The sequence below is a fragment of the Streptomyces sp. AcH 505 genome (assembly GCF_000818175.1).
Lineage (GTDB): Bacteria > Actinomycetota > Actinomycetes > Streptomycetales > Streptomycetaceae > Streptomyces.
In genome coordinates this window covers 2552673-2579528 of record NZ_JTIY01000001.1, presented here as the reverse complement: position 1 = coordinate 2579528, position 26856 = coordinate 2552673, and the positions used below count along the sequence as shown (strand labels likewise).

Genomic DNA, 26856 nt, shown 5'->3' with positions numbered 1-26856 from the left:
CTGCTCCGGTACGGCACCCGCCGCGGCCACGGGCCCGGCCGCCCCGGCCGTCGACTCCTCCGTCAGCCGTGCGGCGAACCGGTCCAGCAGCCGGCGTCCGGCCGCCTCCGCCTTGTCGGGCGGCAGCTCGGCCAGCCGGCCCTTGGCGTCGGTCTCGCCCCGCAGGGCCAGCAGGGTGCCGCCCTGCTCCGGGGCCTCGGTGGGCCGGATCGTCAGCGTCACCCGGGCGGAGCCCGAGCCGCGCGCCTCCGTGCCCTCACCCACGAGGGAGAAAGCCCCGTCCTGCTCAGTGACGGTCAGGGTGCCCCGGTAGGTGATGGTGTGGCCACCGATACGGACCTTGAGGCGCCCGGCGAACTGCCCCGCCGCATCGTCGGCGTCCTGCTGGAGACCTGGCAGACAGCCGGCGACCCGGGCGGGGTCCCGCAGCGTCTGCCGGAGGGTCTCTGCCGGAACCGGAACGAACACCTCATGGTCCATGACAAACGAGCCTACTCAGCCGGTCGCCCCCCGTCAGCCCGTGTAGCGCGGATGCACCAGCGTCGAAGGGGCGAGGCCCGGCACCCGGGTGCGCTCGGCCGCCCTGCCGTCGGCCCGCAGCACGGGGCCCGAGACCGACCGCAGCCGTGGCGCGCCCGGCGCGAGACCGAGCGGCGGCGGGTCCTGCGCCTTCGAGGCGAGGATGAATCCCCAGTCGCCCGCGACCGGCCGGCCCGGCTTCGCCCGATCGGGCCCCGCGGCGAACCCGGCGTCACGTCCTGTGGCGCGGTAGGGGCTGGTGCTGAAGCCCGCGGCGCGCAGCGTCGCGTCCACGGTCCAGTACGCCCGTGGCTGGCCGCTGAGCGAGCCTGTGTGGACGGCGAGCCTGCCGCCGGGGGCGAGGACCCGGCTCGCGAGCCCGTAGAACTCCTCCGAGTACAGCTTCGTGCTGGGGGTGATCCCGGGGTTGGGCAGATCCGAGATGATCACGTCGTACCTCTCGTGCCGGTCGCCACGCAGCCAGGCGAAGGCGTCGGCGCTCACCGGACGCAGCCGCGGGTCGCGGTACGCGTGCTCGTTCAGCTCGGTCAGCGCGGGATCCGTACGGGCCAGCCGGACCACGCCGGGGTCCAGCTCGACGAGGGTGACCGAACGGACGTCGCCGTACCGCAGGACCTCGCGGGCGGCGAGTCCGTCACCGCCGCCGAGGATCAGCACGCGCGCGTGCGGCCCGCGCATCGCCGGGTGCACGAGGGCTTCGTGGTACCGGTACTCGTCGCGCCCGCTGACCCGCAGCCGGCCGTCCAGATACAGGTCGAGCGGCCCGCGCCTGCTGCCGGTGAGCACGACCTCCTGGACGTCGGTGTGGACGGCGACCCGCACCCGGTCGCCGTAGACCGCGCGCCGCGCGGCCCGTTCGAAGTCGCCGACGAGGCACATCGCCCCGCCCAGCACGGACAGCACCAGCACGTTGGCGGTGAGCAGCAGCCAGCGCGAGCGGGGCGTCAGATCGCGGCCGAACACCCAGAGCACCAGCGCGCCGCCCGCGACGACATTGACCGCGCCGGTCACCAGCGCGCCGGTCAGCTGGCCGAGCCAGGGCAGCAGCAGGAACGGGAAGGCGAGCCCGCCGACGAGCGCGCCCACATAGTCGGCGGCGAACAGGTCGGCGACGGTCCCGCCCGGGTCCTGCCGGGAGACCCGCTGGATCAGCGTCATCAGCAGCGGGATCTCGGCGCCGATGAGCACGCCGATGCCCAGGGAGAACCCGACGAGCGCGATCCGGGACTCGCCCATCCACGCGAAGCTCGCGTAGAGCACGATCGCCGAGCAGCCGCCGAGCAGCGCGAGGGCGGACTCGACCAGGGCGAAGCCGACGGCGGCGCGCGGCCGCAGCCGCTTGGCGAGCAGCGAGCCGATCCCCATCGCGAAGACCATCGTGGAGAGCACGACCGACGCCTGCGTGACGGAATCGCCGATCAGATACGACGCGAGCGCGACCAGCTCCAGCTCGTACACCAGTCCGCACGCGGCGCAGACGAAGACGACCGTGAGGATCAGGAACCGGCCGGCGTCGGCGCGCACGGGCAGCCGCGCCCCGCCTCGGGGCGGCGACCCCCCAGGCTGCTCGACCTGCTCGATCTGCTCGATCATGTTGGTAACGCTACGTCACGATGCACTCGCCGCTTGTCACCCACAAGGGTGTAACTAGAGCATCGCCGGCATACGCGCGCCCAACCGGGTCCTGGTGACGACGAGCTGACCCTCCTGCGGGTACGCGTGCCAGGTGCGCCACCGCACCCCGCCCGAGCCGTCCTCGTCGCGCTGCGCCAGCATCGCCGTGAAGGCGTACGGCGAGCCGGGGAAGGTGCCGGCGAGCCCGTTCGGGTGGTCGGCGACCAGCGCGAGCAGTTCCTGCGCCCGGCCGGCGAAGGAACCGGCGGAGAGCGTCTCGACGCGGGCGGCGAATTCGTACTCCCATTCGCCGAGTCGCTCGGAGACACCGAGCGGAAGCGGCGTACTGCTGCCGGGGATACAGGCGACGGTCTCCGAACAGGCGCCGCGCCGCTCCTCCAGCAGGACCTGGTGGGAGGCGCCGAGCAGTCTGAGTTGGAGTCTCGCCCCGCTCAGGTCGAGATCGAGGACGGCGAGCGCCGGCAGCGGATCCCGGCCCAACGCCCAGGCCAGATCGGCGGCGCGGGTGTCGGTGTAGGCGGTATTGAGGGTCGTGAGCATGGGTCGGCTCCGCAGACACGCTTGACGGATGGACCGGCGGCATCCCGGAAGGATGAGCGACGAACTAGCGAGGGAACTGTGGGGAGATCGCCTGCTCGGCTCCGCGTGAGGTCCGAGGGCTGGAGGCTCTCAACTGCGAGGGAATCATGAAGTGTGCCGGGCTCACAGCGTTTTTACCCAACTTGACGGGGTTTCCATCCCCTCGGGGGTGGTGGGGTTCATCTGTTCCCCGCCGCCGGCCCCCGACAGGGCGGTGCCCGGCGGAGGTTGACCTCCACCGGGCATCGTTCTCGGCACCGCGGATCAGCTGCCCCGTGTCAGCTGCTTCCGCCGCATCCCCCGCCGCCGCCGCAGGACGAACCGCCCCCGCAGGAGGACGAGCCGCCACCGCAGGAATGACCACCGCCGCAGGAATGACCACCGGAGTGGCCACCGTGGTGACCGCCCGAATGCCCGCCGGAGCCGGCGTCGTTCTGGGTGTAGTACGTCGCGCCTGCGCCCGACCCACCACCGGCCCACCAGCTCCGGTCACTTGAGCGACGCTTCGCGCCTTTCCTCATCGGCCTGCGCCGCGAACTGTCGCGACCGCCGAGCTTCGCCACGAATCCGATGAACGCGACCGCGACCAGTACTACCACCAGTCCCAGTGCCATCATCCTCACCGTCCTTCCGTCCCCCCGGAGCGAAGCCCCCGTGACCCCGCCGTACCGGCCCCGTATCGGGCCGGCTTCCTGACTGACTGGGTTGTCCCCAGGGCCCGGCGCACCGAAAGCTGACTTGAGCAACTACAGAGGTTCGGCACAGGATGGCCGCCATGACCGCACGCGATCCGGGACGGCGCCCGCTGCTCAACCGCCGACTCACCGAGTTCGGCACCACGATCTTCGCCGAGATGTCCGCGCTCGCCGTGCGCACCGGGGCGATCAACCTCGGCCAGGGTTTCCCCGACACCGACGGTCCCGAGGAGATCAGGGAGGCGGCGGTACGCGCCCTGCGGGACGGCCGCGGCAACCAGTACCCGCCGGGCCCCGGCGTCCCGGAGCTGCGCGCCGCGATCGCCGACCACCAGCAGCGCCGCTACGACCTGGCCTTCGACCCCGACACCGAGGTCCTGGTCACCGCCGGCGCCACCGAGGCGGTCGCCGCGGCGCTGCTCGCCCTGGTCGAGCCGGGCGACGAGGTCATCGCCCTTGAGCCGTACTACGACTCGTACGCGGCCTGTATCGGCATGGCGGGCGGGGTACGCGTCCCGGTCACGCTGCGCCCCCGCGACGGCGCGTACCACCTGGACCTGGACGAGCTGCGGGACGCGGTCACCGACAACACCCGGCTGATCCTGCTCAACACCCCGCACAACCCGACCGGCACCGTCCTCACCCGCGCCGAACTGGCCGCGATCGCCGAACTCGCCGTCGAACGCGACCTGCTGGTGGTCACGGACGACGTCTACGAACACCTGGTCTTCGACGGCGAACACGTCCCGATCGCCACCTTCCCGGGCATGCGCGAGCGGACGGTCACCATCAGCTCGGCCGGCAAGACGTTCTCGTTCACTGGCTGGAAGGTCGGCTGGGTGACGAGCACCCCGGAGCTGGTGACGACCGTACGAGCCGCGAAGCAGTTCCTGACGTACGTCTCGGCGGGCCCGTTCCAGTACGCCGTGGCCGAGGCCCTGCGGCTGCCCGACAGCTACTTCGACGACCTGCGCACCGACCTCCGCGCCAAACGCGACCTGCTGTCGGCGGGGCTGACGGCGGCCGGCTTCGACGTCTACCGCCCGGCCGGCACGTACTTCGTCACGACCGACATCCGCCCCCTCGGCGAATCGGACGGCTTCGCCTTCTGCCGCGCCCTCCCGGACCGCTGCGGCGTGGTCGCCGTCCCCAACGCGGTCTTCTACGACCACCGCGACCAGGGCGCCCCCTTCGTCCGCTTCGCCTTCTGCAAACGCACCGACGTCCTGACGGAGGCGGCGACCCGCCTCAAGACGCTCGCGTCCTGAGGCGGCGCACAGGCTGAGGCGGGGCACAGGCTGAGCCGGCCGCGGGCTGAGCGGAACCGGGCGGAAAAAACCCGGCCGGGGCGCGATCGAAGTGATCGGCGCCCCGGCCGGGCCGTGGTTCCTGGTGGGTCAGACGTCTTCGGGCTTCTCGTCGCCCGGTTCCAGGCCGAACTGCTCCACGAGCCACTTGTCGAACTCGATGGAGGCGCGGACCCAGCTGACCGTGGAGGACACGAAGTGCTCCAGGCTCACGCCCGTGCCGATCAGCATCTGGGCCTCGCCGATGAGGCGGACGGTGGGCGGGCCGTCGCCCTCCTCGTGGACGTGGCTGTAGACCTTGGGCCACAGGGTGCGGCGGTTCCAGTCGTCGATCGCGTCGAGGATCTTGGCCTTGTCGCCCATGGGGTGCGGCCGGTCGTAGAACGTCCGCACCGAGAAGACCTGCTGGTCGTCCTCGCCGCGGAACATGAAGTACGTACGGAATTCCTCCCACGGCGCCGCGAGGTCACCCTCGTCGTCGACTACGTACTTCAGCTCCATCTGTTCGAGGAGCTGCTTGACCAGATCCTGGTCGGGGACGACGGGGCCCGCCGGTCCTGCAGCCTGCGGTTGGGGCTGGCCCCCGAAATTCGGAATCGAGGACGGGTCGATGCTCACCGAGAATTCCCTTCGTACGGTTCCTGCCATCCTCCCCCATCGCGGGCGGGGAGTGGCAAGCCCGGTCGGCGCCGCTCGGCTGTGGGCCGGGGCAGGGACAGTCTCCCGTCGCCTGCCCAGGCCCACCCGGAGCATGCGGCCCGTGTCGGACCGTGTCGGTCCGCGCTCGCCGCCGCCGCCGTCAGAGCGTCTTCGGAGGCCCCTCGACCGGGGCGTCCGGCGATGCCACCGGCGTTGTCGGGCCGACGATCAGGCCGTCGTCGAAGCGGTCCACCCGGACCGTGTCGCCGTCCTTGATCTCGCCCGCCAGGATCTCCTTCGCCAGCTGGTCGCCGATCGCCGTCTGGATCAGCCGGCGCAGCGGCCGCGCGCCGTACGCCGGGTCCATGCCCTCCACGGCCAGCCAGGACAGCGCGTCCGGGGTGACGTCCAGGGTGAGCCTGCGTTCGGCCAGGCGCTTGGCGAGCCGGTCGATCTGGAGCCTGGCGATCTCGGCCAGCTCGTCCTTGGCCAGCGCGGAGAAGACCACCAGGTCGTCCAGGCGGTTCAGGAACTCCGGCTTGAAGGACGACCGGACCAGTTCGAGCACCTGCTGCTTCTTCGTCTCCTCCGACGGCAGCGGATCGACCAGGTACTGGCTGCCGAGGTTCGACGTCAGGACCAGGATCGTGTTGCGGAAGTCGACCGTGCGGCCCTGTCCGTCGGTGAGCCGGCCGTCGTCCAGCACCTGGAGCAGGACGTCGAAGACCTCGGGATGGGCCTTCTCGACCTCGTCCAGCAGGACGACGGAGTACGGGCGGCGCCGGACGGCCTCGGTGAGCTGGCCGCCCTCCTCGTACCCGACGTAGCCGGGAGGCGCCCCGACGAGCCGGGCCACCGAGTGCTTCTCGCCGTACTCGCTCATGTCGATACGGACCATGGCCCGCTCGTCGTCGAAGAGGAAGTCGGCGAGCGCCTTGGCCAGTTCGGTCTTGCCGACACCGGTCGGGCCGAGGAAGAGGAACGAGCCGGTGGGGCGGTCCGGGTCGGCGATGCCGGCGCGGGTGCGGCGTACGGCGTCGGAGACGGCCTGTACGGCCTCGGTCTGGCCGATCAGCCGCTTGCCCAGCTCCTGCTCCATCCGCAGCAGCTTCTGCGTCTCGCCCTCCAACAGCCGGCCGGCCGGGATCCCGGTCCAGGCGCCGACCACGTCAGCGATGTCGTCCGGGCCGACCTCCTCCTTGACCATGGTGTCCAGAGCAGCTTCCTGCTCCGCCTCCGCCGCTTCCTCCAACTCGCGCTCCAGGCCCGGGATCTCCCCGTAGAGCAGCTTGGAAGCGGTGTCGAAGTCGCCGTCGCGCTGGGCGCGTTCGGCCTGGCCGCGCAGGTCGTCGAGCTGTTCCTTCAGCTCACCGACCCGGTTGAGGCCTTCCTTCTCCTTCTCCCAGCGGGCGTTGAGGCCGCGCAGCTCCTCCTCGCGGTCGGCGAGGTCGCGGCGCAGCTTCTCCAGCCGCTGCTTGGAGGCGGGGTCCGACTCGTTCTTGAGGGCCAGCTCCTCCATCCGCAGCCGGTCGACGGAGCGCTGCAGCTCGTCGATCTCCAGCGGGGACGAGTCGATCTCCATCCGCAGCCGGGACGCCGCCTCGTCGACCAGGTCGATGGCCTTGTCGGGCAGGAAGCGCGAGGTGATGTACCGGTCGGAGAGCGCGGCGGCCGCGACCAGCGAGGCGTCCGCGATCTGCACCTTGTGGTGGGCCTCGTAGCGGCCCTTGAGCCCGCGCAGGATGGCGATGGTGTCCTCGACGCTCGGCTCGGCGACCAGCACCTGCTGGAAGCGCCGCTCCAGCGCCGCGTCCTTCTCGATCCGCTCGCGGTACTCGTCCAGCGTGGTCGCGCCGACCATCCGCAGCTCGCCACGGGCCAGCATCGGCTTGAGCATGTTGCCCGCGTCCATGGCGGAGTCACCGCCCGCGCCCGCGCCGACGACGGTGTGCAGCTCGTCGATGAAGGTGATGACCTGCCCGTCGCTCTCCTTGATCTCGGAGAGGACGGTCTTCAGCCGCTCCTCGAACTCGCCCCGGTACTTGGCGCCGGCGACCATCGCGCCGAGGTCGAGCGAGACCAGCCGCTTGTTCTTCAGCGACTCCGGCACGTCGCCCTTCACGATGCGCTGCGCCAGCCCCTCGACGACGGCCGTCTTGCCGACGCCGGGCTCGCCGATCAGCACCGGGTTGTTCTTCGTACGGCGTGACAGCACCTGCACCACGCGCCGGATCTCGTGGTCCCGGCCGATGACCGGGTCGAGCTTGCCCTCGCGGGCGGCGGCGGTGAAATCGGTGCCGAACTTCTCCAGAGCCTTGTACTGACCCTCCGGGTCGGGTGTGCTCACCCGGCGCCCTCCCCTTGCCTTCTCGAACGCGTCCAGCAGTTTCCTGGCCGAGGCGCCCTGCTGATCCAGCAGTTCCCCGGCACGGCCGCCCTTGGCGGCGATCCCGATGAGCAGATGCTCGGTGGAGAGATATTCGTCCCCCAGCTCCTTCGCGCGCCGCGCGGCGTCCGCGACGACAGCCAGCGTCTCGCGGTCGGGCTGCGGGGGCGCGACGGTGGAGCCGGTCACGCTGGGCTGTCCGGCCAGCAGCCGTTCCGCCCCTGACCGTACAGCGGCCAGGTCGGCATCGACCGCCGCCAGCAGGTCGATGATGTTCTCGTTGTCCTGCCCTTCGAGCAGGGCGAGCAGCAGATGTGCTGGGGTCAGATCGGGGTGTCCGGCCGCTACGGCGCGGCTGGTGGCCGCATTGATCGCGTCCCGGCTCCTGTTGGTCAGCTCGGCGTCCACGTGCGCTCTCTCCTCCTTGCGCGGATCTCCACTGGGTCTGACAGTGTCAGCGTGCGCAAAGTTGAGTCTATTCCACTCAAGCCTGAAACGGCGGCCTTCCCCGCCTACGATTTGCCGCATGTCCGACGACCAGCGCGAACCCAGCCGCGAGCAGCGCCGCGAACACAGCCCGGAGTTCCTCGCCTTCTGGCGCGAGCGCCATGTCTGCACCCTGACGACCGCCCGCCCCGACGGCACCCCGCACCTGGTCCCGGTGGGCGTCACGTACGACCACGGGACGGGGATCGCGCGCGTCATCGCGAACAAGCACAGCAAGAAGGTCCGCAACGTACTGGCGGCCCAGTCGGCGGCCGGCGGCGCGCGGGTCGCCGTGTGCCAGGCCGAGGGACGCCGCTGGTCGACGCTTGAGGGGCGCGCGACGGTACGCGCGGAGGCCGAGGCCGTCGCCGAGGCGGAGGGCCGTTACGCGGCCCGCTACGGGCGCACGCCCTCGCCCAACCCGGACCGGGTGGTCATCGAGATCGCCGTCGACCGGACGCTGGGCCGCGGCTGAAACCGGCCACCGAGCGGGAGCCGGGCCGCGCGCCGGACCGGGCCCTGAACGCGGACAGCACAACGGCGCCATCGTGTTTCAGGTCCACGATGGCGCCGTTGTGTGGGGGAAGCGCCTGAACGATCTTGAACGACGGGGGAATCGTTCAGGCACTGCGGGGGGTGGCCGTGTTGGTTTGTGGCTCGACCAGCTGGTGGTCACGCTGGTCGAGGTTGACGAAGATCATGTCGTACCTGATGACACACCGCACCGGTTGCGGCGCGCCCCGCGGCCTTCTCAGGAGGCGGTAGGCACGTACCTCTTCGTCCTCTTCGCGTACGACGACGATCGGTTCGCCGAAGAGGGTGACCGTCACCGATTCGCCGCGGTGTGAGATCGCGGTGACGAGATCGATGAAGTGCCATCCGGAGCGATAGGCGGTAGCCATCTCGCGCCGGAGGACCCGGTCATCCGACGGGACGTTCATGCGACTACGTCTGCCGGGGTGGTGTCCCACCCCATGTCGGGCGGGGTGACAGGCGCGACATCGGCGGGGGTGGTGTCCCAGCCCATGTCCGGCGGCGTCACGGGCTCGGCGCCGACAGCGCGGCGACCCCATCCCATGTCCGCCACGCCCAGTGTCGAGACCGTTCCGGACACGTGCGTCTGCTCCGCCGCGACCCGGACACCGGCCGGAGCGCTGCCCCAGCCCATGTCCAGCGCGCTCAGTCCGCCCAGTGCCACCGGGGCGGCAAAGGCGACGACCAGCGCCGAACGAAGCAATCTCCTGCCCATAACGGCTACGTCCTCACTAAGTAGTTCCTCTCCCCGTCCGTCACGACAATGACTCATTGGTAGACCCCAACGCCACAGGAGCGATGCATCATGTTCCTGCAGGTACAGCAACCTGAGGGGTGGAGAATTGAGTACGACTTACTCAAATGAGACACATCGGCACGCTCTTACGGAACTGTGTGCCGAGGGGACACGGATCTACACCCAGGCTCTGCGCTCCGGACGTATCGGTAGGCACGAGGTCGAATCGGCCCCTTGCCTGATCGATTTCGCCCTGTTGCACCCGGATCCCGACGACCCCGACTGGCTGCGTCCGGTCGCTCCCGCCACCGCACTGGCGCAGCGGCTGCACCCCATCGAACGGGAGATACAGGAGCGCCGCCGGCAGACCGTCGACCTCGCTGACTCCTTCGAGCAGTTCATCGTCCTCAGCGCGCAGGCACCGCCCAACATCCACGCCATCACGGTGCTCGAAGGGTCCAACCGCATCAACAACGCGCTCGATGTGGCCGCCGCCGAGAGCAGGACGGAAGTGCTGACCATCCAGCCGGGCGGCGGACGCAGCGAGAACGTCCTCAGCCAGGCGATAGCGCGGCAGAAGCCGCTGGTCGACCGGGGCATCAGCATGCGCACGCTGTACCAGCACACGGTGCGCTACACCCAGTCCACCTTCGCCTACGTCGAGCACATGGCCGGTACGAAGGTGGAGATACGCACGCTCGAACAGCTCGTGGAGCGGCTGATCATCTGCGACGACACCGTGGCCTTCATCCCGGCCCGCAACGACAACACGGTCGCGCTCGAACTGCGCCACCCCGGTCTGGTGTCGTATCTCACCAAGGTCTTCGAGCACCTGTGGCAGCGCGCCACCCCACTGCTCGAACCCATCGCCTCCGCCCCCGACCCCGAGGGCATCACCGACGTCCAGCGGTCCATCGCCAAGCTGCTCATCGAGGGCCTGGTCGACGAGACGATCGCCCGGCGGCTCGGCATGAACGTCCGCACCTGCCGTGCGCACATCGCGAAGCTCGCGGCCTCGCTCGGCAGCGGCAGCCGCGCACAACTCGGTTTCCTGATAGCGCAGTCGGGGATCCTTGACGAGAAGAACTGAGGGCGGTGCCGGCGGGTGCCACCGGGGGCTGACCCGTTTCACGGGGAGCTACGCTTCACGACCGGCGACCCGACGGCAAGACGGCGGACGCTTCGCACGTCAGAAGTTCCGGTTTTGGAAGGTGGGGACGACGGCGGATGGCGCGAGAGGCCGAACCCGCGCGAGACAGCCTGCTGCCGCTCGCGGCACGGGAGTTGTACGCGCGCCTGGCGGCCGGTGAGGACGTACCGCCCGACGCCGAGGGCCTGGCGAGCCTGCACCGCCGCGGACTCGCCCGTACGGACCCGGCGAGCGGCCACGTCAGCGTGCTCGACCTGGACGACGTGGAGCAGCGGCTGCGCGGATCCGTCCGGGACGCCCTGACCCACTCCGTCGGACTCGTCGCCGAACTGCACACCGCCGTGGACGACTTGCGCGCACGCCATGCCGCGGCCCGCCCGGGTGCCGCTCCTTCGCCCGGCGCACTCTTCGTGGAGGGCAAGGACGCCGTCAACCGGTCCATAGCCGCCGCCTGCGACAGCGCGCGGGAGGAAATGCTCTGCGCCCAGCCGGGGCCGCGTACGCGCCGTTCCCTGGCTCTGGCCGAGGGCCGGGACACCGAGCTGCTGGAGCGCGGCGTGTCGGTCCGCACGCTCTACCGCGCGAGCAACAAGACCAACCCCGCCGTGCATGAGCGGGTCAGGACGATGCGGCCGAAGGGCGGCCAGTTCCGCACGCTGGCCAGCCCGTTCCTACTGATGATCATCTTCGACCGCCGACTGGCCTTCCTGGTGGACCGGCTGGAGGGCCGCCCGGCCGCCGACGGCGCCTGGCAGGTGCGCGACCCGGCCGTCTGCGCCTTCCTCGCCGATGTCTTCGAGCAGCAGTGGGTACGGGCCGACGAGTGGCTGACCCCGGCGCCGTCCGGCGCCCCCGTGGTCAGCACGCAGCTCCAGCGCGCCATCCTGCGCGAGCTGTGCGCGGGACACGACCAGCAGCAGATCGCCAAGACCCTGGGCTACAGCGCCCGTACGGTCAACGCCCATCTGACGGACCTGCGCGGGCGGTTGGGCTTCCGTACCGTCTACCAGCTCACCCACTGGTGGGCGACGTGCGAGGAACGCGAACTGGACTGAGCCCCGCCAGGTGGTGGCGGGGCCCGGTCCAGCAGCTCGGTGCGTATCCGCAAGCGCGGCTCAGTCGGTGGGCCGCTTCGGGCGCCACACCACCAGCGCCGACGCCGACTGGACGTCCTGGTACGGCACAAGGTCACGGCGGTACGAGGCGTGCACCTGCGCCTCGCGCTGTTGCATCGCGGCGGCGGCGCCGTCCACGGCGGCGGCCAGCTCGGCGACCCTGGCCTGCAGCGCGGCGACCTGGTTCTCCAGCTCGATGATGCGCTTGATGCCGGCGAGGTTGATGCCCTCGTCCTGCGACAGCTGCTGCACCTGGCGGAGCAGCTCGATGTCGCGGGCCGAGTAACGCCGGCCCCGGCCCGCCGTGCGGTCAGGGGAGACCAGGCCGAGCCGGTCGTACTGCCTGAGTGTCTGCGGGTGCAGACCGGAGAGCTGGGCCGCCACCGAGATGACGTACACCGGCGTCTCCTCGGTCAGTTCGTAGGCCCTCGTGAACGCCGAGGGCCGGCTGCGCCGACCGTCCCTGTCCATGACGTCATGCTCCCTTCGCGGCCTGGAACAACTCCGCCCGCGGGTCCTCGTCTCCGGTCGCCTTCCGATAGGCCTCGAGCGCGTCGCGTGCCTGCGTCCCGAGATCCTTGGGGACGACCACCTCGACGGTGACCAGCAGGTCGCCGCGCGTGCCGTCCTTACGTACCGCGCCCTTGCCACGGGCGCGCATGGTCCGGCCGTTGGGGGTGCCGGCCGGGAGCTTCAGGGTCACGGCGGGACCGCCCAGGGTCGGCACCTTCACGTCGCCGCCGAGCGCCGCCTCCGAGAAGGTGACGGGCACGGTGACGGTGAGGTTGTCGCCCTTGCGGCCGAACACCGGGTGGGCGTGCACATGCACGACCACGTACAGATCGCCGGCCGGGCCGCCCCGCTCGCCGGGAGTGCCCTTGCCGCGCAGCCTGATCCGCTGCCCGTCACTGACGCCCGCCGGGATGCGTACCTGGATGGACCGCGACGACTTGGCGCGCCCGCTGCCCTTGCAGACCTCGCAGGGGTCCTGGGCGATGAGCCCGCGGCCCTTGCAGTCCACGCACGGGTCGGTCAGCGAGAAGCCGCCGCCGGTGCCGCGCGAGACCTGGCCGGTGCCGACACACGTCGGGCAGACCCTGGGTGTGCCGTTCTTGTCGCCGGTGCCCGAACACGCCTTGCAGGGCGCCTGGCTGGACATCCGCAGCGGGACCGTGGACCCGTCGACCGCCTCGGTGAAGCTGAGCGTCACCTCGGACTCGATGTCCTGGCCGCGGCGCGGCTGCGTACGCGTGCCCGCGCCGCCCCTGTTGAACAGACCGCCGAACACGTCCCCGAGGCCGCCGCCGAAACCGCCGGCGCCCCCGGGCTGCTGTCCGCCACCGCCCTGGGGGCCGCCTCCGAAGAGGTCCCCCAGGTCGAAGTTGAACGAACCGCCGCCCGCGCCGGGGCCCGGCCGGAAGCCGCCGTTGCCGAACAGGGCGCGCGCCTCGTCGTACTCCTTGCGGCGCTTCGCGTCGCCCAGTACGTCGTTGGCCTCGGAGATCTCCTTGAAGCGGTCCTCGGCCTTGGCGTCGCCCTTGTTGGCGTCCGGGTGGAACTCGCGGGCGAGCTTCCGGTACGCCTTCTTGATCTCGGCCTCTGTGGCGTCCTTGGGGACGCCGAGAACCTTGTAGTAGTCCTTCTCCACGAAGTCCTTCGTGCTCATTCCCGACGTCCCTCCTCTCCGCCTGTCACTGCTGTCACTACCGCGTCAGCCCTCGTCCGGGCCACCGCTCTCCTTGCTGTCGACGTCACCGGCCGGGTTGCCCTGCTCGTCGGCCGCCTTGGCCTGCGCCCCCGGCTGGGGCTCCGCCACCGCGACCCGCGCGGGCCTGATGGTCCGCTCGCCGAACCGGTACCCAGGCTGCAGGATCGCGACGCACGTCGTCTCCGTGACATCCGGCGCATACGAGTGCATCAGTGCCTCGTGGATCGTCGGGTCGAAGGGCTCGCCCTCCTTGCCGAACGTCTGCAGTCCGAGCTTGGCCGCCACGTTCTCCAGCGACTCACCGACGGACTTGAAGCCGCCGACGAGCTCGTCATGGTCACGTGCCCGGCCGATGTCGTCGAGTACGGGGAGGAGTTCGGTCAGCAGATTCGCGATGGCGATCTCCTTGACCTGGATCCGGTCCCGCTCCACCCGACGGCGGTAGTTCTGGTACTCCGCCTGGAGCCGCTGGAGGTCCGCCGTGCGCTCACCGAGCGCCATCCGGGCCTGATCCAGCTGAGCTGTCAGAGCGATCTGCTGTGCTGCGTCCCCGGCCGGGGCCGCCGGGCCCGGCTCCTTGTCGGAGTCCGGCTCGGCGGCGTGCGGCGTGGCGTCATCCGAGGAGGCGCCGGAGGGGACGTCGGGCTTCTCGTCGAAGCCCGGAGTCTCCTCGGTCACGCCGCCCCACCCTTCGTGTCACGCTCGTCGTCGACGATCTCGGCGTCGACCACGTCGTCGTCCTGCTTGGCCTGCTGCTCGGTGCCGCCGTCGGCCGGGGCCTCCGTGGCGCCGTCCGCCTGCGCGTTGGCGTACATGGCCTGGCCGAGCTTCTGCGAGACGGCGGCGACCTTCTCGGTCGACGTACGGATCTCGGCGGTGTCCTCGCCCTTGAGCTTTTCCTTCAGCTCGGCGATGGACTCCTCGACCTCGGTCTTCACGTCACCGGGGACCTTGTCCTCGTTGTCCTTGAGGAACTTCTCCGTCTGGTAGACGAGCTGCTCGGCCTGGTTGCGCGTCTCGGCGGACTCGCGGCGCTTGTGGTCCTCGTCCGCGTACTGCTCCGCCTCCTGGCGCATCCGGTCGACCTCGTCCTTCGGCAGCGAGGAGCCGCCGGTGACGGTCATCTTCTGCTCCTTGCCGGTGCCGAGGTCCTTCGCGCCGACGTGCATGATGCCGTTGGCGTCGATGTCGAAGGTGACCTCGATCTGCGGCACGCCGCGCGGGGCCGGCGGCAGCCCGGTCAGCTCGAACATCCCGAGCTTCTTGTTGTACGCCGCGATCTCGCGCTCGCCCTGGTAGACCTGGATCTGCACCGACGGCTGGTTGTCCTCGGCCGTCGTGAAGATCTCGGAGCGCTTCGTCGGGATCGTGGTGTTGCGCTCGATGAGCTTGGTCATGATGCCGCCCTTGGTCTCGATACCCAGGGACAGCGGGGTCACGTCGAGGAGCAGGACGTCCTTGACCTCACCCTTGAGCACACCGGCCTGGAGCGCGGCACCGATGGCCACGACCTCGTCCGGGTTGACGCCCTTGTTGGCGTCACGGCCGCCGGTCAGCTCCTTGACGAGCTCGGCCACGGCCGGCATACGGGTCGAACCGCCGACCAGGACCACGTGGTCGATCTCGGACAGCTGGATGCCGGCGTCCTTGATGACGTTGTGGAACGGGGTCTTGCAGCGGTCCAGCAGGTCGGAGGTGAGCTGCTGGAACTGCGAGCGGGTGACCTTCTCGTCGAGGTGCAGGGGACCCTCGGCGGACGCCGTGATGTACGGCAGGTTGATCGTGGTCTCCGTCGAGGACGACAGCTCGATCTTCGCCTTCTCCGCGGCCTCGCGGAGACGCTGGAGAGCCATCTTGTCCTTGGACAGGTCCACGCCGTGTCCGTTGGCGAACTGCTTCACCAGGTAGTCGACGACACGCTGGTCCCAGTCGTCACCACCGAGGTGGTTGTCACCGTTGGTGGCCTTCACCTCGACGACGCCGTCACCGATCTCCAGCAGCGACACGTCGAAGGTGCCGCCACCGAGGTCGAAGACCAGGATCGTCTGGTCGTCCTTGTCCAGGCCGTAGGCCAGGGCGGCCGCCGTCGGCTCGTTGACGATACGCAGGACGTTCAGGCCCGCGATCTCACCGGCCTCCTTCGTCGCCTGGCGCTCGGAGTCGTTGAAGTACGCCGGGACGGTGATCACCGCGTCGGTGACCTTCTCCCCCAGGTACGACTCCGCGTCCCGCTTCAGCTTCTGCAGCACGAATGCCGAGATCTGCTGCGGGTTGAAGTCCTTGCCGTCGAGGTTGATCTTCCAGTCGGTGCCCATGTGGCGCTTGACCGACCGGATGGTCCTGTCGACGTTCGTGACTGCCTGGCGCTTGGCGACCTCGCCGACGAGCACCTCGCCGTTCTTGGCGAAGGCGACGACGGACGGCGTGGTCCTGGCGCCCTCGGCGTTGGTGATGACGGTGGGCTCGCCGCCTTCGAGAACGCTGACGACGGAGTTAGTCGTGCCCAGGTCGATGCCGACCGCACGTGCCATTTCGATTCCTCCAGCTGACTTGAGTGGAACAGGCTCAAGGATGCACGACAGATCCATGAGAGTCAAAGGACATGAGCCAAGGGGGCTCAACTATTGTGCCGCCACCCCGCGCCGCAGGAGCTGACCTGGCCTGACACGGCCCCGGAATGGCCGCTAACCCGGGCCGAGCCGTATCGCCGTGCGATCGTTCTATGACAAGTCCGACGAATGGAACAGAACGGTCAGGTGCGCCTTATGGCTCGATACAGGATGGATCGTTACGACAAACGAACGCCGACCCCCAAAGGGTTCCTGCCGACCCCCCACCGATTCCCGGCGAACCCCGAACGATTCCCGGCGTCCCTCGAACGATTCTCGGCGAACCGCGAACGATTCCCGGTCAAGCCCGAGCGGCTTCCGGCGAACCGCTTCCTGGCGGACCCCAAGCGGCTCCTGGATCTGACGCTCGGCTCCGTCCTGCTGGCGGTCTCCGCCCCCGCACTGGCCGTCGCCGCCCTCGCCGTCGCGGCGACCCGGCCGCCCGGCGGCATCCTCGCGAGCGACTACCGCACCGGCCGCGACGGCCACCCGTTCATCGTCCGCTCGCTGCGCACCCGGCGGTTCCGGCTCGACCTGCTCTCCCGGCTGCCCCATGTCGTACGCGGCCAGATGTCGCTCGTAGGCCCGGCGCCGCTGGTCGTCGGCTCGCCGGGCGCAGCGCCGCGCTGGCGGCAGAGCGTACGGCCGGGGCTGACCGGCCTCGCCCAGGTACGGCGGCACTCGGCGCTGCCCTGGGACGAGGCGCCGCTGCTCGACCAGCACTACGTCGAGCACCACTGGATCGGTCTTGACCTGCTGATCCTGGCCCGCTCCGTACCGGCGCTCCAGCTGGCCCGACCCGCCCGCGCCGAGGCGCGTCACGCGGCCGAACTCCGATGTGCTCAAATGAGCACCCAGGCCGCACTGAGCGACACAGATCACCGGTTGCGCCGCTACATCGCGGTGAGATAAGTGGGTACGCTCAGGACGGACTGATTAAGTTACCGCTTAGTAGCGTGCGGGATTTCCCACCTCGCAGGCCCGAGGAGCCCAAATGCAACTCGCCGCGATCATCGTGTCGCTGGTACTCGCCGTCGTCGGCGTCGCGCTGTTCGCCCGAGCCATCGCGCAGATCTACCGGTTCACCCAGCTCGGCCAGCCCGTACCGGCAGGCACCAGGACGGACGAACCCGGCCGGCGCACCCTGACCGTGGCCAAGGAGTTCCTCGGCCACACCCGGATGAACAAGTGGGGCGTCGTCGGCGTCGCGCACTGGTTCGTGGCGGTCGGCTTCTTCACCCTCGTACTGACCCTGGTCAACGCCTTCGGCCAGCTCTTCCAGGCCGACTGGCTGCTGCCGGTCATCGGCGACTGGACACCGTACGAGGTGTTCGTCGAACTCATCGGCATCCTCACCACGCTCGGCATCCTGACGCTCATCGTCATCCGCCAGCTCTCGCTGCCCGGCCGCGCGGGCCGCAAGTCCCGCTTCGCCGGCTCCAACTTCGGCCAGGCGTACTTCGTCGAGGCCGTGATCCTCGTCATCGGCCTGTGCATCCTGACGCTGCGCGGCCTCGAAGGCGCCCTGCACCACACCGACGGCTACGGCGCCGCGTACCTCGTGTCGTACCCGCTGGTCGCCGCCTTCAGGGGACTCAGCCTGAGCACCCTGCAGAACCTGGTCTACGTGGTCGCGCTGATCAAACTCGCGACCTCCTTCATCTGGATGATCACCGTCGCCCTCAAGACCGACATGGGCGTCGCCTGGCACCGCTTCCTGGCCTTCCCGAACATCTGGTTCAAGCGCGACGCGCAGGGCGGTACGGCGCTGGGCCCGTTGCTCCCGATGGTCTCGGCGGGCAAGGAGATCAACTTCGAGGACCCGGGCGAGGACGACGTGTTCGGCGTCTCGCAGATCGAGCACTTCTCCTGGAAGGGCATCCTCGACTTCTCCACCTGCACCGAATGCGGCCGCTGCCAGTCGCAGTGCCCCGCATGGAACACCGGCAAGCCGCTCTCCCCCAAGCTGCTGATCATGTCGCTGCGCGACCACGCGCACGCCAAGGCCCCGTACCTGCTGGCCGGCGGCGGCAAGACCATGGAGGGCGAGGAGAAGGCGTCGGCCGAGCAGCTGGCCGGCGTACCGGCGGCGGCGCTCGCCGAGGCCGAACGGCCGCTGATCGGGACGCTCGAAGAGGGCGGCGTCATCGACCCCGACGTGCTGTGGTCCTGCACCACCTGCGGCGCGTGCGTGGAGCAGTGCCCCGTCGACATCGAGCACATCGACCACATCGTCGACATGCGCCGCTACCAGGTGATGATCGAGAGCGCCTTCCCGAGCGAGGCGGGCACGATGCTCAAGAACCTGGAGAAGAAGGGCAACCCCTGGGGGCTGCAGAAGAAGCAGCGCCTGGAGTGGACGAAGGAGGTCGACTTCGAGGTGCCCGTCGTCGGCCAGGACATCGAGGACCTGTCGGAGGTCGACTACCTGTACTGGGTCGGCTGCGCGGGCTCGCTGGAGGACCGGGCGAAGAAGACCACGAAGGCCTTCGCCGAGCTGCTGCACATCGCGGGCGTCAAGTTCGCGATCATGGGCGGCGACGAGAAGTGCACGGGCGACTCGGCCCGGCGCCTGGGCAACGAGCCGCTGTTCCAGCAGCTCGGCCAGGAGAACGTGGCGATGCTGAACATGGCGTTCGGCGAGGAGCTGGACGACGAGGGCCGCTCCACGGCCGAGTCGAAGAAGCCCAGGTCGGCGAAGAAGATCATCGCGACCTGCCCGCACTGCTTCAACACGATCGCCAACGAGTACCCGCAGCTGGGCGGCGAGTACGAGGTCATCCACCACACGCAGCTGCTCCAGCACCTGGTGGACGAGGCGAAGCTGGTGCCGGTGACCCCGGTCGAGGGACTCATCACGTACCACGACCCCTGCTACCTGGGCCGGCACAACAAGATCTACACCCCGCCGCGCGAGATCATCGCGAAGGTGCCCGGGCTGCGCAGCGAGGAGATGCACCGCCACAAGGAGCGGGGCTTCTGCTGCGGCGCGGGCGGCGCGCGGATGTGGATGGAGGAGCGGATCGGCAAGCGCATCAACAACGAGCGGGTGGACGAGGCGCTTTCGCTGAACCCGGACATCGTGTCGACGGCGTGCCCGTTCTGCCTGGTGATGCTGACCGACTCGGTCAACGCCAAGAAGGCCGCACCGGACAGTGGCTCCGCCACGGGCGGCAAGGCGAAGGAATCGCTCCAGGTGGTCGACGTGGCGCAGCTGCTGCTCGACTCGGTGCGGACGCCCGCGGAGCCGGAGACGGAGAAGGTGGCGGAGCCGGAGCCGGCGCAGTAGCCGCTTGTCGGTGAGGACGGCCGGGCCCGCGCGGGAAGCGGGCCCGGCCGTTCGTTTGTTGAGAAGCGTGCGACCTTGGCCGCATCATGTGTCACACATGACGACGCATGACGGTGCATGACCACCGATGACGTGGACGAGGCGGGGATTGATCGTGGGGCGGGGACTGATCGCGCGCGGACGCCTGGCGGCCGGTGCGACGGTCGTGGCGGCGGCGCTGCTGCTGACATCGTGCGGCGGGTCGGGGGGCGGGAACGGCGGCTCAGGTGCCGAAGGACCGTCCGGCGCCAAGAACGGCGACACGGCCCCGCAGTCCGGCAAGGACGCACCGTCGGCGCGCCCCGTACCGCGCGGTGACGGCAGCCGCCTCCCGGACGACTTCAACGGCGACGGCCACCGTGACCTCGTACTGAACGACCTGGTCAAGCCCGCCGACGACAGCCTCGGCGACGACGCGGGCATCGGCGTCGTCTACGGCACGGCAGCGCCCCGCACCCTCGACCCCGCCGTACGCCAGACCCTCGGCCCGCGCGCCAACGGCGCGCGCGTCGACGGGAGCCTGCCCGCAGCCTTCGACGCGGAGGCGGCCTGCGACCTCGACCACGACGGCTTCGGGGACCTCGTCATCACGACGGACCCGCCGTACGACGGCCAGGGCGCGCCGCCCGTCCCGCTCCAGCTGCTGTTCGGCGGCCCGGAGGGGCTGAGCGGCAAGGCGGTCGTGCTCAAGATCCCGGCGAAGGCCCGCTTCGGCAACGAGTGGCCCGACCACCCGGTGTGCGGCGACTTCGACGGCGACGGCAAGGAAGACCTCGCCGTCACCGCCAGCCGCGGCCAGGTCAGTTACCTGCGCGGCCCGTTCACGCGCTCCGGCGCCCCGCGCGGCGCCGCGGCCCCCGTCCCGGGCGGCGGCCCCGTACTCGAAGCACCGGCCCCGGCGGCGGACGTCAACGACGACGGGTACGACGACCTCGTGCACGCCACGCGCGCGACGGCGACGGGCGCGGCGGGCCGTGGGGAGCTGCTGCTGGGCGGCCCCGAAGGACCGGACCGGCCGGGCGGCGCGTACCGCTTCAAGGCCGTACGGCTGCCGGCGGCGCCGGCCTTGCCGCAGGGCAAGGGCGCGCCGGTGACGCAACTGCTGCGGGCGGCGGACTTCGACGGCGACAAGAAGCAGGACCTGGTGACGCGGACGCACAGGGGCGAGACGACGGATCTGATCGCGGTGTACGTGTCGGGGGCGGGGACGGACCATCCGGTGCTGACATTCAGCACGAAGATCTTCAGCCCCTGACCCGGCGGGCCAGGAGGACCCGAGGAACCCCGCACGCCCACGCCCCACCCCACACCTCACCCCCACACCTCACCCCCACACCCTCTCCACACCCCCCCAACAGCCCCCCAGGGTCCCCCTAGGGGATGTCACAGGTCGGCCGCAAAGGTACGTGCGTTCGCCGTCCCCGCCCGCTGCCCCGGCCGGGAGCGGGTACGTTCGATTGCGTGGCTGGATTCAGGAACGGACGCGGCCGGGACAACCGCACGTCGCAGCAACACCCGCAACGGCAGCAACAGCAGCAGCCGTACGGGCGGCAGGCGCCGCCTCAGTACGGCCAGCAGCAGTGGCAGCCGGGCGGGCCGCAGGGCGGACCGCCGCCGGGGCAGGGGGGCTACAACGGTGAGCCGGAGTACTTCGGCGACCCGTACCAGCAGCCCCAGCACCCGCAGCATCCCCAGCAGGTCGGCGGCGGCGTCGACCCGTACGCCAACAACCCTGGTCACACACAGGCGTTCAGCATCGGTGACGACCCGTACGGTGACGGCGCGACGTACCGCGCCGGCGCGGCCGCCGCGCCGTCGGGCCCGCGGCTGGGCTGGCGGGACCTGCTGAGCGGCATCGTGATGCGGCCCCGTATGACGTTCCTCCAGATGCGCGACTACCCGGTCTGGGGCCCCGCGCTGACGGTGACGTTCCTCTACGGACTGCTCGCGCTCTTCGGCTTCGACACGGCCCGCGAGGACGCCATAAGCGCGACGCTGTCGACGGCGATCCCGTACGTCCTGACGACCGGCGTGGCATTCGTGGTGGGCAGCCTGATCCTGGGCGTGGTGACCCACACGCTCGCCCGCCAGCTCGGCGGCGACGGCGCGTGGCAGCCGACGGTGGGCCTGTCCATGCTGATCATGTCGATCACCGACGCCCCCCGCCTGATCTTCGGCGTCTTCCTGGGCGGCGAGAACAGCCTGGTCCAGGTGCTGGGCTGGCTGACCTGGATCGCCGCGGGCGCGCTGTTCACGGCGATGGTGAGCAAGTCGCACGACCTGCCGTGGCCGAAGGCGCTGGGCGCGTCGGCGATCGAGCTGATCGCGCTGCTGTCCCTGATCAAGCTGGGCACCCTGTAGAACCGCCCGCTCAGGCGTCGAGCACCTGTCCGGTACGCCGCACGACAGGCTGCTCGACGCTCCACGGGAAGTTGATCCACTCGTCGGTGCGCTTCCACACGTACTCGCACTTCACCGACGACTGCGGCTTCTCGTATATGACGGCGCTGCGCACCTCGGCGACATGCGCCCGGCAGAAGTCGTGCACCAGCTTGAGCGTCTTGCCGGTGTCGGCGACGTCGTCGGCGATGAGGACCTTCTTGTTCGAGAAGTCGATGACGTTGGGCACGGGCGCGAGCATCACGGGCATCGCGAGGGTGGTTCCGACGCCGGTGTAGAACTCCACGTTGACCAGGTGGATGTTCTTGCAGTCCAGCGCGTACGCGAGCCCGCCGGCCACGAACACCCCACCGCGGGCGATGCTCAGCACGACGTCCGGCTCGTACCCGTCGTCGGCGACACTCTGCGCGAGTTCCCGCACCGCGCGGCCGAACTTCTCGTACGACAGATTCTCCCGCTGCTGACTCATACGACCATCACACCTGAGTCCGGTGAAAATTCAAATAGGACCGCGAGGCCGTGGGCCCCCGCTGCCCCTGGTACCGCGAGCCGTACCGCTCGGAACCGTAAGGGAACTCCGCCGGCGAACTAAGCCGGAACAGACACAGCTGCCCGATCTTCATCCCCGGCCAGAGCTTGATCGGCAGGGTGGCCATGTTCGACAGCTCAAGGGTGACGTGCCCGGAGAACCCGGGGTCGATGAACCCGGCGGTCGAGTGCGTCACCAGCCCCAGCCGCCCGAGCGAGGACTTCCCCTCCAGCCGGGAGGCGATGTCGTCGGGCAGCGAGATGACCTCGTACGTGGACGCGAGCACGAACTCCCCGGGATGCAGGATGAACGCGTCGTCCCCCTCGGGCTCCACCAGCCGCGTCAGATCGGCCTGCTCGACGGCAGGATCGATGTGCGGATACAGGTGATTCTCGAACACTCGGAAGAACCGGTCGAGCCGCACATCGATGCTCGACGGCTGCACCATCGAGGCGTCGTACGGATCGAGGCGTACGCGTCCGGAGTCGAGCTCGGCCCGGATGTCCTTGTCGGAGAGAAGCACGCCCCGAGGATACGGGGGACACGCGGACCACCCCAATCCGGGCAGCCCGCGCACCCACACCACCAGCCCCAGCGCCGACCTTCACCGCCGCCGATCCTTACCCGTGGAGGGCCTCAGCCTTGCCGGACCTCGACGGGCACGGCATGCCGCAACCGAGCACAACGCGGACACCGGATCAGCCGCCCGGGCCCGATCCGCCCGGCCTCCAGCTGCTGCATCGGGAACGACGTAGTACTGAACACATGCCCATCGGCACAGCGGACGACGGTGCGCTCCATCAAATCCATCGGTTCCCTTCCCCAAGCAAACGCGGACGAACGCCACATTAGGGGATGAAGGGAACACCACACCCCCCGGCACTCCGACACCCAACCTACGCCCCAACTCCCGCCCCCACCGCCCCCGTCCACCCCCCGAACAACACGCACCCCCCGGCCCGGTCTGCACCGGTGGCCGAGGGGTGAGGTAGAGTGTGCGACGACGCGACGCCCCATCAGGCTGTCCGCGCGGGTGTAGTTTAATGGTAGAACATGAGCTTCCCAAGCTCAGAGCGCGAGTTCGATTCTCGTCACCCGCTCCATGATGAAGCCCCGGGCCGGCGGCCCGGGGCTTCTTTGCTGCTCAGTGTGCTGAGCAGTCCCGGCTCCCCTGTAGTGGGTGTGATGGACCTGTGCGCCGACCTCTCCGAGCCGCCTCGAACCTCGCCGCGCGGTACGGCGGAGAGGTGCGGACAGGTGGGGTGGACGCGGGTGGGGCGGCGATCTCCACCTGTCGTTCCACCCGTGGGTCCAGGTGCGTGAGGCCCTGCGCCAGCAGTCTGAGGGCATGACAACGACCGAGTGGATCACCGACATCGCCCTCGTCCTGATCGTCTTCCGGCAGCTGCGGGAAGGCCGTCTCGATCTCAAGACCTTCCTGATCCCGCTGGGGATCGTGGCCTTCGTGGCCCACACGTACCTGGACAGCGTGCCCACCTCAGGCAACGACCTGTTGCTGATCGGCGCGCTCATGGCCGTCGGCGCTGCTCTCGGCATCGCGGGCGGCGTCTACACCCGCATCCGGGTTGCGGGCGAGCACCTGCTGATCAAGGCCGGCGCGGTCTCCGCGATCCTTTGGGTGCTCGGCATGGGCGCCCGTATGGGCTTCCAGTTCTGGGTCTCGCACGGCGGCGCCGACAACGTCGCGCGGTTCAGCATCGCCCACCACATCACCACCGACCAGGCCTGGGTCGCGGCCTTCGTCCTGATGGCTCTCACCGAGGTCGTCACGCGACTCGCGACGATCTTCATCCGGGGCCGGATGGTGAACGGCCGGCAGGCGCGGACGTCCGCGGCGACGCACTTGGCGCCCTCGCTGGACCGCACGGTCTGACCATGGACTATGGTCGCGCCGTGCCCGAAGTCCAGAGTGTCCCGGAAGGACAGTGGGCCCCTGCGGAGCAGAGTGTGCCCGGTACGGGCTCGGCCTCGTACCGGGCGCCCGGCCCCCTGACCTTCACAGGTCACGATCCTCGTGTGGCCTGGGTCCTGACCCTGTGCGTCATCGGCTCCGCGTTCATCACGGTGCGGCCGATCGGTCTCAGCGGCCGGGGCCTTGTGGTCGCCGCGCTCATCGTCGTCAACTCGGTCGCTCTCCTCGCCCGGCACCTGCCCGAGCACAGCGTCCCGCCCCGCGTCGCCCCAGTCTGGCTGACCCTCGGCATCGTCGCCGCGGCCGCCCTGATCGCCGTCAGCCGCAGCGGATCGAGCTACCTGTTCGCGTTCTTCCTCGTCGGCCACGCCGGATACCGGCTGCAACCCAAGCCGGCCCTGGTCCTCGCGGCGTTCTGCAGCCTGCTGTGCGGCGGAGTCCTGTACTTCCGCGTCGGCCCCGGCCACGATCTGCTGTCCTGGACGGTCGGTCTGGCCGCAGGCACCCCGGTCGTCCTCGGCATCATCAACCGCAGCCGCCGACGCGCCGTCCAGGCGGTGATCGAGGCCGCTGAGTCCGCCGAGCGGGCTGCCCGCGCCGAGGCCCAGGCCGCCGTTCTCACCGAGCGGGGACGGATCGCCCGCGACGTGCACGACGTCCTGGCCCACTCCCTCGCCGGCATCAACATGCAGCTGGAACTGGCGGACGCCCTGATCGAGACCGGTGACGTGGAGAAGGTCCGCGAGGCGAACCAGAAGGCGCACCGTATGGTCAAGGAGAGTCTGAAGCAGGCCCAGTGGACCGTGCACACGCTCCGCGAGGATTCCCTGCCGCTGGTGGGCAGCCTGACCGCGATGCTCGACTCGTCCGGCCACCGCGACGCCCTCACCGTCACGGGCACTGCGCGCGACGTGCCGTCCCGGATCACGCAGAACCTGCTGCGGATCGCGCAGGAGTCGCTGACCAACGCCGCCCGGCACGCGCCCGGCTGCGAAGTCCACGTAGAGCTGACGTTCGATGCCGCATCGACGACACTGAGGATCCGCAACAGCGCGGCAACCCGTGCGGTGCGCGCGGGCGTCGGCAGTGGAATGGGGCTGATCGGTATGCGGGAGCGGGTCGCCCTCCTGGGCGGCACGATCACCGCAGGCCCGGTCACCGAAGGACCGGACGAAGGCGGCTGGCAGGTGGAGGCAGTGATCACGGGATGAGTGAACCGACGCAGAACACCCGGCGGCTGCGCGTGATCGTCGCCGACGACCAGGCAGCCGTACGGGAGCCGCTGGCCGCGGTCCTCGGTCTGGCCGAGGACATCGACGTCGTCGCCTCGGCCGCCGACGGCACCGAAGTGCTCGCCGCGGTCGCCGCGAACCCGGTCGACGTGGTCCTGATGGACCTGCGGATGCCGGTGATGGACGGCACCGAGGCGACCCGGCGGCTCACCGAGGAACATCCCGAGGTCGCCGTGGTCATCCTGACCACGTTCGCCGACGACGACTCCATCCTGGCCGCGCTGAGCGCCGGCGCCAGCGGCTACCTCACCAAGAACGCGGGGCGCCAGGACATCACCCGCGCCATCCGCGCCGCCGCCGCTGGGCAGTCCGTCCTCGACCGCGAGGTCCAGGACCGCCTCCTCCAGGCGGTCCGCACCAAGCCCCCGGCCCCCGAACAGCCGCTGCCCGGCGACATCACCCCGCGCGAGCGCGAGGTCCTCACCCTGATCGGCCAGGGCCTGCCGAACCGCGCCATCGCCGAAAAGCTCTTCATCAGCGAGGCCACGGTGAAGACGCACATCAACAACCTCTTCGCCAAGGCGGACATCAAGGACCGCGCCGACGCCGTGCGCCGCGCCATCGGGGCAGGCCTGGCCTAAGAAGCCATCTCATTTGGCTGGGGCGGCAGGCTGTCGTTCATGGTGGGGATTGTTGAGCGACTGGTGCCGGATGAGTTGTGGGAGCTCTTCCAGCGGGTGGTGCCGGAGGCGCCGTCACGGCCTCAGGGTGGCGGTCGGCGCCGGCACGGTGATCGTGAGGTGCTGGCCGCGATCGTGTTCGTGGCCACGTCAGGCTGCACCTGGCAGCAGTTGCCCACTGCTTCGTTCGGTCCGTCGGGGGCGACGGCCCACCGGCGTTTCTCCGAGTGGTCGAAGGCCTGGGTGTGGGCCAAGCTCCACCGCGTGGTGCTCGACGAGCTCGGCTCCCGGGGCGAGTTGGACTGGTCCCGCTGCGCGATCGACTCGGTGAACATGCGGGCCCTGAAAAAGGGGGAGCTGACAGGTCCGAATCCTGTCGACCGGGGCAAGTACGGGTCGAAGATCCACTTGATCACCGAGCGGACCGGTCTGCCCCTCCCCGTCGGAATCTCCGGAGCGAACCTGCATGACAGCCAAGTCCTGATCTACCCTGGGCCGCCGCCATTGGACTGGCCGCAGAGTGCGAACTGACCGTGTGGGAGGCCGAGCGCGCCCTCGCCCGCGCAGCAGAGTTCCTCGGGGGGTGCCGGACGAAGGTTTCGAGTACCTGACGCAGCTCGACCGTCCCCTCACGC

The 26856-nt window shown here is 70.0% G+C and carries 24 protein-coding genes, 1 tRNA gene and 1 pseudogene; 13 read left to right on the top strand and 13 right to left on the bottom strand.

The window, feature by feature from the left end; genetic code table 11:
- The 3 genes from HY68_RS11825 to HY68_RS11815 form a co-directional block, all read right to left on the bottom strand.
- Positions 1-480: SRPBCC domain-containing protein (locus HY68_RS11825; RefSeq protein ID WP_277816757.1), on the bottom strand; the 480-nt coding region annotated here is incomplete at its 3' end.
- A 33-nt stretch (positions 481-513) separates the two neighbouring features.
- On the bottom strand, positions 514-2133 hold the full coding sequence (locus HY68_RS11820) for a polyamine aminopropyltransferase (RefSeq protein ID WP_078863557.1): 1620 nt from the start codon (positions 2131-2133) through the stop codon (positions 514-516).
- Between the two features lie 54 nt (positions 2134-2187).
- Entirely contained in the window at positions 2188-2715 is a 528-nt protein-coding gene (locus HY68_RS11815; RefSeq protein ID WP_041987806.1) for a DUF2617 family protein, read from the bottom strand.
- A gap of 814 nt (positions 2716-3529) precedes the next feature.
- Between HY68_RS11815 and HY68_RS11810 the strand changes: the two genes are divergently transcribed.
- Positions 3530-4717 carry a pyridoxal phosphate-dependent aminotransferase gene (locus tag HY68_RS11810; protein ID WP_041987804.1) on the top strand — a complete coding sequence of 396 codons (1188 nt, stop codon included), beginning with the start codon at positions 3530-3532 and terminating at the stop codon, positions 4715-4717.
- A 129-nt stretch (positions 4718-4846) separates the two neighbouring features.
- Here the strand turns inward: HY68_RS11810 and HY68_RS11805 are convergent, their stop codons facing one another.
- A complete protein-coding gene (locus HY68_RS11805) occupies positions 4847-5374 on the bottom strand; it encodes a YbjN domain-containing protein (RefSeq protein WP_041987803.1) in 528 nt (175 codons plus the stop codon).
- A 181-nt stretch (positions 5375-5555) separates the two neighbouring features.
- Positions 5556-8189, bottom strand: a complete 2634-nt coding sequence (gene clpB / locus HY68_RS11800; protein WP_041987801.1) for an ATP-dependent chaperone ClpB — start codon at positions 8187-8189, stop codon at positions 5556-5558.
- A 118-nt stretch (positions 8190-8307) separates the two neighbouring features.
- Here clpB and HY68_RS11795 point away from each other — a divergent pair, with 118 nt between their 5' ends.
- Entirely contained in the window at positions 8308-8742 is a 435-nt protein-coding gene (locus HY68_RS11795; protein ID WP_041987800.1) for a TIGR03618 family F420-dependent PPOX class oxidoreductase, read from the top strand.
- 145 nt (positions 8743-8887) lie between these two features.
- On the opposite strand, the gene HY68_RS11790 is transcribed toward HY68_RS11795, so the two are convergent.
- Positions 8888-9208 (bottom strand): hypothetical protein, encoded by a 321-nt coding sequence (locus HY68_RS11790; RefSeq protein ID WP_041987799.1) that lies wholly within the window; start codon positions 9206-9208, stop codon positions 8888-8890.
- Positions 9205-9516 (bottom strand): hypothetical protein, encoded by a 312-nt coding sequence (locus HY68_RS11785; protein WP_041987798.1) that lies wholly within the window; start codon positions 9514-9516, stop codon positions 9205-9207. The genes HY68_RS11790 and HY68_RS11785 overlap by 4 nt, the downstream gene beginning before the upstream one ends.
- A 127-nt stretch (positions 9517-9643) precedes the next feature.
- On the opposite strand from HY68_RS11785, the gene HY68_RS11780 reads away from it, so the two are divergent.
- Both HY68_RS11780 and HY68_RS11775 read left to right on the top strand, forming a co-directional pair.
- A complete protein-coding gene (locus HY68_RS11780; protein WP_078863554.1) occupies positions 9644-10627 on the top strand; it encodes a helix-turn-helix transcriptional regulator in 984 nt (327 codons plus the stop codon).
- Positions 10628-10764: 137 nt separating this feature from the next.
- Positions 10765-11742 carry a helix-turn-helix transcriptional regulator gene (locus HY68_RS11775; protein ID WP_041987797.1) on the top strand — a complete coding sequence of 326 codons (978 nt, stop codon included), beginning with the start codon at positions 10765-10767 and terminating at the stop codon, positions 11740-11742.
- A gap of 60 nt (positions 11743-11802) precedes the next feature.
- Here the strand turns inward: HY68_RS11775 and HY68_RS11770 are convergent, their stop codons facing one another.
- Genes HY68_RS11770 through dnaK form a run of 4 tightly spaced genes read right to left on the bottom strand, consistent with a single transcriptional unit; the run spans position 11803 to position 16041 of the window.
- Positions 11803-12273 (bottom strand): helix-turn-helix domain-containing protein, encoded by a 471-nt coding sequence (locus tag HY68_RS11770; protein ID WP_041987794.1) that lies wholly within the window; start codon positions 12271-12273, stop codon positions 11803-11805.
- A 4-nt stretch (positions 12274-12277) separates the two neighbouring features.
- Positions 12278-13468 (bottom strand): molecular chaperone DnaJ, encoded by a 1191-nt coding sequence (gene dnaJ / locus HY68_RS11765; RefSeq protein ID WP_041987791.1) that lies wholly within the window; start codon positions 13466-13468, stop codon positions 12278-12280.
- Positions 13469-13513: 45 nt separating this feature from the next.
- The gene (gene grpE / locus HY68_RS11760; RefSeq protein ID WP_041987788.1) at positions 13514-14188 is read right to left on the bottom strand and encodes a nucleotide exchange factor GrpE; all 675 of its coding nucleotides are present in this window, start codon (positions 14186-14188) and stop codon (positions 13514-13516) included.
- A complete protein-coding gene (dnaK, locus tag HY68_RS11755; protein ID WP_041987787.1) occupies positions 14185-16041 on the bottom strand; it encodes a molecular chaperone DnaK in 1857 nt (618 codons plus the stop codon). The genes grpE and dnaK overlap by 4 nt, the downstream gene beginning before the upstream one ends.
- Before the next feature lie 234 nt (positions 16042-16275).
- Here dnaK and HY68_RS40600 point away from each other — a divergent pair, with 234 nt between their 5' ends.
- From HY68_RS40600 to HY68_RS11735, 4 genes are all read left to right on the top strand, one after another.
- The gene (locus HY68_RS40600) at positions 16276-17031 is read left to right on the top strand and encodes a sugar transferase (RefSeq protein ID WP_241778543.1); all 756 of its coding nucleotides are present in this window, start codon (positions 16276-16278) and stop codon (positions 17029-17031) included.
- 82 nt (positions 17032-17113) lie between these two features.
- Positions 17114-19408: a (Fe-S)-binding protein gene (locus HY68_RS11745; protein ID WP_041987784.1), complete on the top strand. Its 2295-nt coding sequence runs from the start codon at positions 17114-17116 to the stop codon at positions 19406-19408.
- Between the two features lie 154 nt (positions 19409-19562).
- The gene (locus tag HY68_RS11740) at positions 19563-20702 is read left to right on the top strand and encodes a VCBS repeat-containing protein (RefSeq protein WP_157874327.1); all 1140 of its coding nucleotides are present in this window, start codon (positions 19563-19565) and stop codon (positions 20700-20702) included.
- 206 nt (positions 20703-20908) lie between these two features.
- Positions 20909-21808: a Yip1 family protein gene (locus tag HY68_RS11735; protein ID WP_041987779.1), complete on the top strand. Its 900-nt coding sequence runs from the start codon at positions 20909-20911 to the stop codon at positions 21806-21808.
- A gap of 10 nt (positions 21809-21818) precedes the next feature.
- On the opposite strand, the gene HY68_RS11730 is transcribed toward HY68_RS11735, so the two are convergent.
- Both HY68_RS11730 and dcd read right to left on the bottom strand, forming a co-directional pair.
- Positions 21819-22316, bottom strand: coding sequence for a phosphoribosyltransferase (locus HY68_RS11730; RefSeq protein WP_041987777.1), 498 nt, complete (start codon positions 22314-22316; stop codon positions 21819-21821).
- Between the two features lie 7 nt (positions 22317-22323).
- Entirely contained in the window at positions 22324-22899 is a 576-nt protein-coding gene (gene dcd, locus HY68_RS11725; RefSeq protein WP_041987775.1) for a dCTP deaminase, read from the bottom strand.
- A 506-nt stretch (positions 22900-23405) separates the two neighbouring features.
- Here dcd and HY68_RS11720 point away from each other — a divergent pair.
- From HY68_RS11720 to HY68_RS41940, 5 genes and pseudogenes are all read left to right on the top strand, one after another.
- Positions 23406-23479 (top strand) — tRNA-Gly (locus HY68_RS11720).
- Between the two features lie 245 nt (positions 23480-23724).
- Positions 23725-24270: a hypothetical protein gene (locus tag HY68_RS11715; RefSeq protein ID WP_041987772.1), complete on the top strand. Its 546-nt coding sequence runs from the start codon at positions 23725-23727 to the stop codon at positions 24268-24270.
- A 2-nt stretch (positions 24271-24272) separates the two neighbouring features.
- On the top strand, positions 24273-25520 hold the full coding sequence (locus HY68_RS11710) for a histidine kinase (protein ID WP_107070075.1): 1248 nt from the start codon (positions 24273-24275) through the stop codon (positions 25518-25520).
- A complete protein-coding gene (locus tag HY68_RS11705) occupies positions 25517-26182 on the top strand; it encodes a response regulator transcription factor (RefSeq protein ID WP_041987766.1) in 666 nt (221 codons plus the stop codon). The genes HY68_RS11710 and HY68_RS11705 overlap by 4 nt, the downstream gene beginning before the upstream one ends.
- A gap of 39 nt (positions 26183-26221) precedes the next feature.
- A pseudogene (locus HY68_RS41940) lies at positions 26222-26828 on the top strand (IS5 family transposase); the annotation flags it as partial.
- Positions 26829-26856 lie beyond the last annotated feature (28 nt).

Excerpts from the sequence above, each read along its gene's own strand:
- HY68_RS11810 (WP_041987804.1), top strand. The coding sequence starts at position 3,530 with ATGACCGCACGCGATCCGGGACGGCGCCCGCTGCTCAACCGCCGACTC.
- HY68_RS11775 (WP_041987797.1), top strand. The coding sequence starts at position 10,765 with ATGGCGCGAGAGGCCGAACCCGCGCGAGACAGCCTGCTGCCGCTCGCG.
- dnaJ (WP_041987791.1), bottom strand. The coding sequence starts at position 13,468 with ATGAGCACGAAGGACTTCGTGGAGAAGGACTACTACAAGGTTCTCGGC.
- dnaK (WP_041987787.1), bottom strand. The coding sequence starts at position 16,041 with ATGGCACGTGCGGTCGGCATCGACCTGGGCACGACTAACTCCGTCGTC.
- HY68_RS11785 (WP_041987798.1), bottom strand. The coding sequence starts at position 9,516 with ATGGGCAGGAGATTGCTTCGTTCGGCGCTGGTCGTCGCCTTTGCCGCC.
- HY68_RS11770 (WP_041987794.1), bottom strand. The coding sequence starts at position 12,273 with ATGGACAGGGACGGTCGGCGCAGCCGGCCCTCGGCGTTCACGAGGGCC.
- HY68_RS11705 (WP_041987766.1), top strand. The coding sequence starts at position 25,517 with ATGAGTGAACCGACGCAGAACACCCGGCGGCTGCGCGTGATCGTCGCC.
- HY68_RS11710 (WP_107070075.1), top strand. The coding sequence starts at position 24,273 with ATGGACTATGGTCGCGCCGTGCCCGAAGTCCAGAGTGTCCCGGAAGGA.
- HY68_RS11795 (WP_041987800.1), top strand. The coding sequence starts at position 8,308 with ATGTCCGACGACCAGCGCGAACCCAGCCGCGAGCAGCGCCGCGAACAC.
- HY68_RS11820 (WP_078863557.1), bottom strand. The coding sequence starts at position 2,133 with ATGATCGAGCAGATCGAGCAGGTCGAGCAGCCTGGGGGGTCGCCGCCC.
- HY68_RS40600 (WP_241778543.1), top strand. The coding sequence starts at position 16,276 with ATGGCTCGATACAGGATGGATCGTTACGACAAACGAACGCCGACCCCC.
- HY68_RS11790 (WP_041987799.1), bottom strand. The coding sequence starts at position 9,208 with ATGAACGTCCCGTCGGATGACCGGGTCCTCCGGCGCGAGATGGCTACC.
- HY68_RS11730 (WP_041987777.1), bottom strand. The coding sequence starts at position 22,316 with ATGAGTCAGCAGCGGGAGAATCTGTCGTACGAGAAGTTCGGCCGCGCG.
- HY68_RS11715 (WP_041987772.1), top strand. The coding sequence starts at position 23,725 with ATGACAACGACCGAGTGGATCACCGACATCGCCCTCGTCCTGATCGTC.
- HY68_RS11745 (WP_041987784.1), top strand. The coding sequence starts at position 17,114 with ATGCAACTCGCCGCGATCATCGTGTCGCTGGTACTCGCCGTCGTCGGC.
- HY68_RS11815 (WP_041987806.1), bottom strand. The coding sequence starts at position 2,715 with ATGCTCACGACCCTCAATACCGCCTACACCGACACCCGCGCCGCCGAT.